Raw genomic sequence first — 13,225 nt, forward strand, 5'->3', positions numbered from 1 at the left:
GGAGTATCCTCTAAAACACACGCCCTTTTGGGCGCTAGGGATTGTCGCTTCGCTTGGTTGAAAAGTAGAAAGTTCTTGATGGCTAAGGGAATTTAACATTACGCTCGAAATATTGGAGTGAGTTAATGAGCAATGATCTTGGGTCGTTTGCTGGTTCATCATTACAAGACATAGGACCGGTAGAACTAGAAAATATTCTGACGGACCTTCGAGCTGGTATCGGCTACGTGGGTATTATAGTTATTGATGCGGCCGAACAGGACATCATTCGGTTGCCTGCTGGGAAGCTTATTTCCCAGCCGCTAATAATTGGAAACGATCTGGTTCTTGTGCAGCCTGACGGGACGCTAGTTGTTCTGTTGGGGGCGGCTGAGCTTGATATGGATGTCGTTGCCGAAAATGCAACGCTTAGTACCGATGATCTTGCCGATCTCGCACTGCCCGCAACAATGTGGGACAGTATCTCCGAGATTGCTGAGAAGGGAACGATTGCCCGCTCGAGTGGCGGTCCAGAGATGCTCGTAAGCGTTCCTGATCCTTTGATTGGGCTTCCGTTCAGCCCATTATTGCCGCCTACGGATTACCTGACACCAGAGCGCCGCGAGGAGGATTACAGCGGTGGTGGTAGCCTGATCAGCTCGGTGATCGTTGGCCCCGACGATATTATTGCGACTGAAACAGACGCGACAGTTTCAATTCGCTTGGGTGACTATTTCTCGGTCACATCGATCTTGGGTGCAGGAGGTGTGCCATACGAGGATCTATCGATAACGATCTTCAAACTTCCCATTGGAACCACGGCAACCCTAGGGTCCTTTACTCCTGATGGCTCAGGAACATTAACCTACACATTTAGCGGCTCACCGGATGATCTGCCAAACCTCGTCCTAACGTTCCCCAAGGATTTCTCCACTGATAATCGGTCCGATATCGTTTCTGGTGATTTGAGCGGTACGATTTCGGTCAAGACCGATTTCGGAGATTTTGATACCCGTGATTTCACCATTCGTCTTCAAGTCGAGTTGGATGTTAATCTCGACGCTCCTGCCGTCCTCCGCGATATCGAGGACAGCTATAATGGCGATGATACGGGCGTTCAGCTTGACTTGGGCATTTCGGTTGCGGCGATTGATCTAGACGGTTCCGAAGATAGCACACGCATCGAAATTGTTTACACAAACATGCCTCTATTTGCTCACTTTAACGGCGGTAGTTATGATGTCGCGTCGGGAGTTTGGTCAGGAACCATGGCGGAGGCGAATGCATTAGAATTGCATTTGCCTGGCGATTTTTCAGGAACAATCGACTCGATTATTTATGCCATCAGCCCCGAAGGGCGCGTTGAAATTCCTCAGCGGATAGAAATTGCACCTACAGGTGATGTGGATTTTGCGCTTACGGAACTCGTCACTGCGGAAACGGATGCTCCTACGATCGTTCAGCCTTCGCTGTCGTGGGTTATTAGTATCTCGGATACTGATAACACCGCCCCTCATGAGGTCTTGGATTCAGTTTCGTTTACATTGAACGGACTTCCTGCGGGCGTGAAAATATTGGGCGGACAAGGTGCAACAATCACCTATGATGCAGCTGCGGGCGGATCGCTGACATTCGTTGGTACTGGAGAGCAGTACGCACAGTTGCGGCTGTCTTTCCCTAAAGATTACTCTACAGAAAGCCCATTACAGGGAAGCACGGGTGCGCTGACAGGCACCATCAGTGCGACATCGACCGAAGATCCAGTCGGCGGTCAAAACTTGCCCATTTCGTTGCGCATCACTCCTGAAGGAGACGTAACGATTGATGATACATTACCCGATAATGTACCGGATGAAACCGACGCGCCGACGCCAGTGAAACCTTCGGACCTGATGCTTCCTGCGCCAACGGACATGGATAACTCCGAAAAGATTGTTGGGGCGTTATTTAGCGTCGACGGGCTCCCCGCTGGGTCGGATATTGCGTCGCTGGGGTTGGTATTGCCCACGGGTGCGCAAACAACATTTGTTGCTGGGGTAAATGGCTCCGAGACGCTCTACATACAGTTATTGGACGCACAGGTAGGGGATGTTTTGGCGGCATATACCGCCATCGAGTTCGCGCTGCCTAAGGATTTCTCTACGACGAACCGGACGGACTTGACCGTCGGTACTGAAATGCCTCTGACGTTGCAGCTGTTTGTTGGCACCGACGAAGAGCAAAATTACGGAATTGATTTGGCCAACGATGGTCAGGCGATTGCGACGCGGGTCATAGATATTGATTTCGAGGCGGATCTGACGCTTAACGCGACACCGACTGTGACGGGCGTTGAGGACAGTTTGGCTGGCGATGGCTCGGGTGTAGAAGTGAACCTTGGCATCGTTATAGAGCCCGTAGATATCGATGGGTCCGAGGATGTGATCTTTGTCGAGATTACGTATACCGATCTTCCGTTTGGCACAGTATTCCTTAACGGCACGACTAATCTTACGTCGAATTATGATCGCTCAACTGGCATCTGGAGTGGGACAGAGGCGGAGGCAGAAGCGCTAAGTTTGCAGCTTCCGGGTGACTACTCAGGGACGATCAACGCAAGCATCCGTGCATACAGTCCCGAAGGTGAGGTCTTTCAAGATCAAACCATCGAAATCTCACCAACACCTGATATCGATTTTGAGATCACTGACATTCAGCGTGCCGAGACTGATCACTCTGTGATTGTCCGTCCCGCGGCTGATTGGAAAGTGGAAATTTCCGACAACGATCTAAACCTTCCGCTGGAAAGGTTGGAGACGGTCACTCTAACGCTCAACGATCTGCCACCAGGTGTTGTTATCAATTCGCCTTTGGGGGGGAGCATTACTTATGATGCGGTAAATGGTGGACAGTTGGTATTTACCGGTACTGGAGACGAGTACAGCGCGCTGCTCTTGCAGTTTCCCACTGATTTCTCGACCGAGAACCGCACACCACCGCAGATTGACGGCCCCATAACGGGAACATTGGCCGCGACGTCCACAGAAGGTGCGGCGACCTCTCCAGTTCCTCTGAACCTTGTGATTACGCCTGAAGGCGACGTTGATATTGACGATAGTTTGCCAGACAATGTTGCGGATGAAACCGATAGTGTAACGCCGGTGACACCGTCAGACCTACTAGAGCCAATGGCAACTGATGCGGATGGCTCTGAGGCAATTAACCGACTTGTATTGGTGATCGAAGGGCTGCCTGTTGGATCTGATCTGGCTACGCTCAATTTTTCCGGTATTCCCGCGGGCGCAGTTGTGGCCACCGCTATTGGCGTCGGGGATTCAGTAACCATTACGATAACGCTTGAAAGCCCTGCTGTTCCTGATCCAGTGGCGGCATATGATGCAATCAATTTTGAACTGCCGATAGATTTCTCAACTGCAAATCGGGTGGATATTACACCCGTGAGCGGGACGACGACTTTGCCGATCATTCTTCGCCTTACTGCGGAAACTGATGAAGATCAGGATCTGGCGAATGATAGTGTCGCGGATGGTCAAAAAACGGTCTCGCGCCAAATTGACATAGATTTCGAGTTGGACGCAGAGATCGCAGCGCCAGCGCAGGTGACAGGTGTCGAGGATAGCAATGGGCCGACACTGGGAGTGACCGTCGATCTGGAGATCGATGTTCAACCTGTAGATATTGACGGTTCCGAAGACAGTACGACCGTAGCGATTAAATATACAAATATACCTACTGGTGTGTCGTTTAATGGAGGTTCTTACGACCCGCAAACCGCAACATGGACGGGCTCGATGGCGGAGGCAAACGCATTAGAGCTCACGCTTCCGCAGGATTACTCGGGAACGATAATATCGGTGATCACGGCGATTAGCCCAGAGGGGCGGGTATCCACACCTCAAGAAATCGTCATTTCAGGAACGGGTGATATCGACATAACCGCACCTGATATCGTGGTCGATGAGACGGATGCCGCGGTCGATATTCGTCCTTCGGACCAATGGGTTGTTACTGTTACAGATACCAGCGGGAACCCGCCAGAGCAGATTGATACTGTCACCTTAACCCTCAATGATTTGCCGCCTGATGTACTGGTCGCAAACCCCGTGGGTGGTTCCGTCACATATGATCCGGTTGCCGGTGGTAGTTTTACTTTCGTGGGTAGCCTTGATCAATACAATGCGCTGGAGTTGCTGTTCCCCCGCGACTATTCGACCACCAACCCACAGACCGGTGTCACCGGATTTATTGAGGGAACGATCTCTGCCAACTCGACCGAGCAGCCCACTCCAGACACTGCCCCCGTGCGCCTACAGATTGAGGAAGAGGGGGACATCGAAGCTATCCTTCGGCCGGATATCATTCCGGATGAAACTGACCTTGAGACACCCATCTCTCCTTCGGACTTGCTCACTGTAGTCGCCACTGATCGCGATGGCTCGGAAACTGTTCAGGAACTGACGCTGGTCGTCGAGGGGCTGCCTTCGATCTTTGTTGGTGGTGCGAACGATCCATACACTGATCTTCAGGTGAGCGGTGTTCCGACCGGAAATGTGAGTTTTGTGACGGCGGTTGATGGTTCTCTGACGATGACAATCACCCTCGATATTGCCCAATTCCCCGATGTGGTAGCAACCTATGAAGGCATCGGTTTTGTTCTTCCGCAGGATTTCTCAACAACTAATCGCGTAGATATCTCGGCGGGTTCCTCGTTGCCGATGACTTTCCGACTGGAAGCAATAACCGACGAAGATCGCGACCCGACCTCTGATCTTGCCAATGACGGGCAGGTAACCGCTGAGCAAGTCGTTGTCATCGACTATGAACACGACATTAACCTTTCTGCAGAGCCGATCGTCACTGTGTTGGAGGATGGCGGTCCTAATATGAGTGGCGGAACAACGATCACTGCTACTGATCTCGATATTGATATATCGGTTGATGACATTGATGGGTCTGAAACTAGCGGAAATTATGATCCTGCGTCAGGTAATAACGTTTCTATCTTCTATGTAAATCTTCCAGCGGGGACGACGTTTTCAAGCTTGGGCGGCGATGTCAGCACGCAATACGATCCCGCGACACGCACATGGACGGGTTCGATAGATCAGGCGAACGATTTGTCGCTGCTGACGCCGCCGAATATCAATGGAACAATTGGATCTATCATCACGGTTGAGACTCCAGAGGGCGCGACGGCCACGCCGCAGACGATCATAATTCAGGCACAGCCAGACGCCCAACTTGACGGCGTCGTGATAACGCAAGAAACCGATGCGGACCTGCCTGTACGTCTTTCAGATTACATTTCGATTTTGGATCCCGATCCGGGAGAGACCGTTACGAGCGGAACCATAACGATCCCGAATTTGCCACCCGGTACCACGGCGAACGGTGGCACGCTTGTCTCTGACCCTGCGAACCCAGGTATGTTACAACTTGAGTACACATATCCTGGCGGCACGGGGACATTTCCTGTCGATTTGGAGGTGACCTTTCCGCGAGATTTTTCGACCGAAAACCCAGGGCAGACGATCGTTGGTGAAGTTCATCTGGAAATTGACGACAATGGAACGCCTGAGGTTTTTGACGCAACATTCCCGATTACCATCGAGGTCGAAGGCGATGTGACCGTCGCGTTTGCGAACGGCACCGATGGCAACATCGATTTGGCCGAAACCGATGATCCCGTTGATTTTAAGCCGTACGATCACCTCATTCCGATGGCGACCGATGTAGACGGGTCGGAACAGATAACTGAAGTTTCGGTAGTCTTTAATGACCTGCCAGCAGGCACAGAATTTTCGACAGACGATGGTGTTACATTCCAAGCAATTCCTAACGCTCGACTGGATTTCATAGGTACGTTCGCGGAGTATACCCAACTGGTTGTAAGGCTCCCCGAGGACTATTCAACAACAAGCCCCCCGACCACATTGTTTGGCTTAGTTGGTGCCCTCACGGATGAGGGTGGCGTTGCGTTTGAGCGGATGGATATCAATGTTGCCTTCGAGCAGGACCTAGTTGTCACCGGCGATGCACTTACCATTGCCGAAAACGATCAGCCCGGAGACACCGACGAAGACAATACTCCTGAAGGGCCACAGGCCGGATATGAGCTATTCCGTATTTCAGACGTCGTTGACGCCGCAGCCGATAGTAGCGCGGGGCCGGATGGCGATGACGACGGCTCCGAGGTGATCAATAGCATCACCTTGACGATCGATAATCTGCCTGATGGCTCGATGATTTCCTACGACGGAGGAGCAACTTTCGCCACTTTGCCAAATGGCCCGTATACCGAGACATTCACGACCATCGCTGATTATCGGAATGTTGTGTTCACCCTACCCGATGATTTTTCCACACGAGATGGAGACATTACGGGGAGCGCCCAATTCCAAACCAACGAGGGTGGAGATGAAACGCGCGACTTCACCGTTACTGTCACGCCCGAGGCCGACGTCGATATCATTACGAATGACATTACGGAGATTGAGGATTTAGTCTCTGCGACACCGATACCGCTTAACTTGGACGCAATAGTTACGGACATTGATGGCTCGGAATCTATCGTTGATCCAATCGTGGTGACATTTACAGATCTGCCGACCAATGGTGATACCGTACTTGATGACGGAACAGGCGTACCTGTGACCTTGTCGGGGCCAACTGCCACGGTGAATTTAACGCTCGCGCAGCTTCAGGCGCTGACGGTCACCTCTCTTCCACAGCATTTCTCTGGAATTATCCAGATTGAGGTCGAAGTCCAAACCGACGAAGGCGGTGCCACGACGGATACAATGGCGTTGAATATTACGCCTGTGGCGGAGCCAGTCATCGACCTGTCGGTGGAAGTTTCTGCTCCGGATGTGACACAAGATTCAAGCGGAGCATATGTCGTTAAGGAAGACACTCAATTCACGCTACAAATAGATGCCTCAACGCCGGATCAAGACGGGTCGGAGGAACTAACGCAGATCGTTATTGAGAATATTCCAACAGGATGGCTGCCGAATGGTGCCGTGCCGACCAGTCTGTTCACAGGTGACGTGTCCAAGATTTCGGGCGCGACAATGTCTGGCACGACGCTAACGATTGATCTCAATTCGGGAAATACGAGCTTTAACGCGGGTGTGCTGACAACGCCGAACCTGAATGACGATAGCGATGTCATTGATTTGGTTGGCGATGACCTTATTGCGACAGTTACTTCGGTTGATACAGCGGCTGGATTGCCGAGCGACACTCAAACCGCGACAGACACCGTCGACGTTGATGTCGATGCGGTGGTTGATCCTATTGATATCACAGCGAATAACCGTGCCGTCAATGAGAACACGTCAGGTAATCGCAACGTGCGCCTCAATATGACGGGCTTTGCATTGCAGGACACGGACGGCTCAGAGGTCGTTACGGCATTGCGATTTGATCTGTCAGTTGTAACGGCATCAGATAATTTCAGCGTCAGCGATTTGGACGTTTATGTTGCAAGCGGAAACGCCGCATATGCTCATATTACCCTAGTACCAGATCCCTCGGACCCGCTTTCGGCAGAACTTATTGTAGAGCCCGCGGGCGGCGCGACAGCCGATCAGTTCGCCACCGCTCTCGAGAATCTTGTCCTTCGCTTTCCTCAGCACTTTAGTGGCGTCACAACTCTTGATGGCGAGCTAAGCTGGGAGGAGGCGAATACGACCGGAAACGAATACGACCTTGCTGACAACACCGCGACCGAACCTGTCGCCCTAACGGTTACGGTTCGACCCGTCGCCGAAGCGGAACTCGAGAGCAGCGTTTTTGTTCTGCGCACCGAAGAAGTTCCAACAGGGGAGCCGCTCCGCGTTGACGCGCAGGTTAAGGATGGCTCTGTATCGGGTGCCGAGATTCTAACGCTATTGGAAAGCACGGATGATGGTTCGAGCCCCGCTGGTACGACCACAAAGGCAGACGGTCAGGTGAATCTATTCGTCGGTATCGCCGGTTCGACACCTGACTTGGATGGCTCGGAGGAGCTGGACACTATCGTCATTAGCAATATCCCGACCGCGTGGATCGCACAAAGCGGTGGCGTCGTGGATATGACCTCATTCTATGACATTACTGGTCAAGGTTCATTATCGCAGGCCGAACGTAATAAAATCGACACCGCCACCTACGACAGTGCAACTGGCGAGTTGACAATTACATTCGTTCCAGATGTGACGGAGTTTGACGGAGCATTGTTGTTACAGCCGTCACTCTACGAGGATTACGATATCGATCGTAACAACTCTGACCCATATACTTCGGTGGGTGACTTTTTTGATGCCGATCTCAATATCAAGGTGACAACAACAGATACCAATACTGTTCAAACACGCACCAGGGATGCCGATGCGACCTTCGATGTTGACGTGAATCCGGTGAACAATTTTGCAAATGTCGTATCCCTTCCAGTTGGAAATGAAGCCGTTATTGATGCCGCTGGGGGCGTGGCAAATTTCTCGCTCTTGACTGATTTCAAGGATCTGGATGGCTCAGAGCAGATTACGGCTGTTGTCCTTCGTAATGTACCATCCAATATAACGATTTATGTGGACGATACCTCCAATCCTGGCGGCCCCAAAGTGCCAGCACTCATTACGGTTTTAAACAGTCCACCAGGTTTCAATACTTGGAGCTTGGAAGCAAACTACAACAATGGCGTCATTCAATGGGATGATATCAGGGTAGAGGGCATCCCATTACACTGGGCTGGCGAAATTATTGAATCGATTGACGTTGTTACGACAGAAGACGATGGTAATACGCGAACAACAAACTCTCAGGTGCCAGTCCACATTGAGCCCGTCGCCGATGGTGGCGATCCATCTGAGAAAACGTCTACCGATGAGGATACGGCCGTTCGGGTCGTGATCGACGGCAATATCATTGATAACTCTACGAATTCTCCTGAATCCCCAGAGGCGATCCTCGACACTATTGAAGTTTTGCATATTTCTACCGATAGCTTTGGGCGCGTGCCGGAATTTTATCTCGGGAATCCAGCGGCGGGCGGAACCAAAATCGACTCTTCGGCGGGGACATTCTTGTTAACTCCAGCACAAGCGCAGAACCTTTGGGTACTGCCAGGGCAGGATAGCAACGAGCAAATTACATTTGAAATCGAGGTCGTCTACTATGAGACGATCAAACCGTCTGAGTTCACAACAGGCAGGGGTACTGTCACCATCGACGTAAGTGGCGTTGCGGATACTCCGATTGTCACCGTGCAAAGCGCCGATCCGAACGACAGCTCAAACCCGACGATTCCACAGTCCTCAGTCGATGCCATCTATGACGCTTCTGTCCACTATGATCAGCTATATGGCTATGCTGGTTATGACAGTAATTCATTTACCCTTGATCAAAAACTGACCGAAATGGCGCTCGAGCTTGGATATGATGATCCGTCGGTCTTTGGCTCGGTGTTTGATGCTGCGGCACCACTCGCGGGAACGATGTCCGAGATTCAGAATACGGCGGGCAACTTCGACGGCTCTGAGACGATCTATTATATGATTACAGGCGTCGACCCTTCGACCTCGTTCGTCGGCGCGACGCCGATTGATGCTTCGGGTGAAACCTACATTGTCACCGCCAGCCAACTTGCTTCGATGGAGTTCGTTCCAAATCAGGTGAACGAGGTTACCTATTATGACATGCAATTCCACGCCATTGTCATTGAGGACGATCAAGTTATCGGCAGCTTGCCGGGTCCAGACGTCGCCGCCAATCTAGCATATATCAATAGTCTCGCTGGTGGCGCGGTCGAAACGAGGGACTTCACCGTTGTTGTGCTTCCTGACCCCGGTTCACCTGGTCTGCCTTGCACACCAAATCAAGAACTTCCACTTCCAACGCTCACGCTGATAGGGAGCGGCGACGAAGATACGGCCATTCCTCTACAAATTAAACTGACGCCAAATCCGCCATTTTACGATTCAATCGCCGATCTGATAAACTTGCCTAACGGTGTGGATGGCAGCTTTACGTTGGCGCTTGATCTGCCGGCTGGGGCGACACTCAGTAGTACTCCGAGCGGCGCGGTGCTTCTGGATCCCGCTACGGGCCAATGGATCGTCGATTTCGCCAAACTTGGAGTGGACCCCAATGATCCGACCCAAACCGAAGGCTCAATACTCTTTACGCCACCGGCACATCAATCAAGCCCTGATAACCCATTTGCGGCTAGCGAGACACTTGGTCCGAATGACCCTTACGACGGCTTGAATACCCTTGATTTTTCAACACGTCTCTTGAATGTCACCTGCGGCACAGTTGATGATGGTTCTGGCCAGTTTTCTCTTGTGATTAACCCTGTGGTGGATGGTCCTAGCATTTCTTTCAGAGGCATCAAGCGATTTGATGAAGATACAGATTACCAGCTGAACCTTGATATCACGGACCCTGACGGTGGGGAGCGGCTGACGGGCGACGTTGAAATCTCCTTCACCGGAAGCGGGCCCGGGTGGACAGGGGATGTCGACCTCTATGACAAGAACGGCATTTTGATAACGCCGTCGTCGCAAGGTGTTTACTCAGTTCCGATTGATCAGATTGACGGCCTCTATATTCGCCCTCCCCAACATTTTGGCGGTGGCAGCATAAATATCACCGTTTCGGCCACTGCGGAGGATATAGATGGATCGACCAAGACGAACTCTGCGACCCAAAAAGTAAATGTCATTGCGGTCGCGGATGTTCCGACGTTCACTTTTGACACAAGCGTCTTGGACGCTGATACGGGCCTCCCATATCTTGACGTGACTTCTGGAACGCCGGTCGTCACATTGATCGAAGATATCGCATTCACCGCGTATGATGTTGTTCAACCTGACACGCCGGACAAAGATGGTTCTGAAACGACGTCGATCGTGATCGACCTTACCAACGCGCCGGGCTTGACCATTTCGGGGCCAAGCGGTGGCGGGTTTATTGATAACGGTGATGGTACTTATACCGTGTCCGAAGGGGCATATCAGAGCGTAACGTTCTCTCTCGATCCTGAACATGCACGCACGCCGGATTCAATAAACGGAATTGCCGCAGAGTTTCCGGTAACTGTGACTGTTCAAACCCTCGAGTTATCTAATGCAGATACTCAAACAGCCTCCCAAGACTTTATCGTCCGCGTGCGCCCTGATGCTGATGTGCCCACTCTCACCGCAAGTCTTGATCCAGCCACCGGCACCGAAGACCAAGCGGCCGCATACTCCATTAGCTTGTCTGCAACCACGCCCGATCCACACGAAGAGATGGAGTTTCAGGTTACATTGCCCACTGATACGAGCGGCAATCCCATTGGCACTATCTTGGTGGGCGGTGTCGCGCAAACGCCAGTTGGCGGCGTTGTAACTATTGCGGGGACGAGTTCAGGTGGTGGATTTCAGCCCGTCGGGGCCGTGACGTTTGTACCGCCAGCGGATTTTGGTGGAGATGTGTCCTTCAGTGTTGTGGCAGTCACTATTGACTCAACAGACCCATCAGCGATCTTTGAAGATCGGCAACCTTCTCCTGCTCAACAACTTGATCTGTCCATTGCGCCAGCGCCTGACCTCGTTCTGACGGTTGATGTGCCCGCTGTGACGCTTCAGGAAACAGATGCGGCGGTGCTATATTCACCAGCTGCGGATTTTACGATCGACGTGACCGACGTTGATGGTTCAGAGCAAATAGACTCCGTGACCTATACACTGACGGGTGTGCCTGACGGTACAACTTGGAGCGCGGGGGCTTTGAGCGGTACGGCATCAGGCGGAACGCTTACATTCACGGGGTCGCAGGCGGATTTCAATGCGCTTGAAATTTCGTTCCCTGCCGATTTTGCTACGAACGGAACCTCGGTTGATGGCTCGATCACGGTGACCACAAATGAGGGTGGTAATGCGACGGACACATTCACGATCGACGTCGATGGCGAATTGGATGTTTCCGTTACTAACATCACTCCGATCTCAGTAGCAGATACAGGAGCGCCAGTTGTTGTGGACTTCGGTATCGACGCTCAGATACTTCCTGACGAAACGAGCAACCCGTGGGAAACCCTCGAGGAAGTGGTGATAAGCTTCAATACCGCGCTTCCTGCTGGGACGACCGCCTCTGCGGGGACCATAGATTTTGGCGCAAATACCCTTACGGTTACGCGCGGCGCGACAGATACGGCAACATTTGCCGCTACCATCGCGGCGCTCACGTTGACCATGCCTGCTGGCTCTGCGGTTGCGTTGGACGGAGATATAGTCGTTACAACCAATCATGGCACTGCAGCGGCGCAGTCTTTCCAAGTGGACCTTAATCAAGCTCCCGTACCCAGCACTTCACCCACAATCGAGATTTCAGGAACAACGAGCTATACCATTGCCGCAGCGGATTTGTTGCAAGGGGTGACCGATCCTGAAGGCAACAACATGGAAATCGCCAATCCTGCGACAGCCGATCCAGACGTAACCGTAACGCTGCTTGCAAATGGCGACGTGGAAGTAACGGTACCCGATGCCTATGCGGGCACTCCAACGCTGACCTACGATATTGTGGATGACGGGGTTCCTCCTGCATCTGCTTCAGCGACGGCAACGCTTGAAATTAATACCCTTCAGATGGTTGCCACTGGGGCAACCCATCAAGGGAACCCTCTTCTTTCTGATGTAACGGGTGCGGCGGGCGGTAATGACATCGCCCTTGGAACTGCAAATGCCGACTCTGTAGTTGTCGATGCCACTTCGCCTTACGATGAAATCGAAGGCTTTAGCATGCTAGGCGGCGATGATCTGGTTGATTTGTCAATGGCTTCGCGCGGGTTCTCGGTGGACGGTGGGGCAGGGGCCGACAATATTATCGGAAGCGCATTCGATGATGTTCTGATCGGCGGAACCGAGGCCGACACCCTCTTTGGAGGGGACGGTAGAGATTTGTTCGTTCTGGACGATCTCTCGGCCTCCGATGTGATAGAGGACTATGAGTCACCTTCCGCAGCACCAGGCGACAATGATCGCGTTGACCTTACCGCACTTGTGCAATCCGACGATGTAACCGCGCATGTTTCATATAATTCATCAAACGGCGCGCTTATCGTCGACGGTAATCAAGTCGCAACGCTCGGTATCGCAGGTGGCGGCTTCTCTGATCAAGTTGCGATTATCTTTGAGGATGCGGCGGGGCAGCAACAAAGTGCTGTTCTGTAACGCTATTATTCGAGTGTTTGGCGGCTAAGCGCACACTTGTAATC

At 52.1% G+C, this 13,225-nt stretch carries 1 protein-coding gene; it reads left to right on the plus strand.

Annotated features, from left to right (window positions below):
- Positions 1-125: 125 nt before the first annotated feature.
- The gene (locus tag ACFE33_RS05490; protein WP_380057903.1) at positions 126-13,181 is read left to right on the plus strand and encodes a cadherin-like domain-containing protein; all 13,056 of its coding nucleotides are present in this window, start codon (positions 126-128) and stop codon (positions 13,179-13,181) included.
- The last annotated feature ends 44 nt before the right edge of the window (positions 13,182-13,225 follow it).

The organism is Falsihalocynthiibacter sp. SS001 (genome assembly GCF_042445055.1).
Classification (GTDB): Bacteria; Pseudomonadota; Alphaproteobacteria; order Rhodobacterales; family Rhodobacteraceae; genus Falsihalocynthiibacter.

What these genes read in the sequence shown, in the direction of transcription:
- ACFE33_RS05490 (WP_380057903.1), top strand. Translation starts at nt 126, where the DNA reads ATGAGCAATGATCTTGGGTCGTTTGCTGGTTCATCATTACAAGACATA.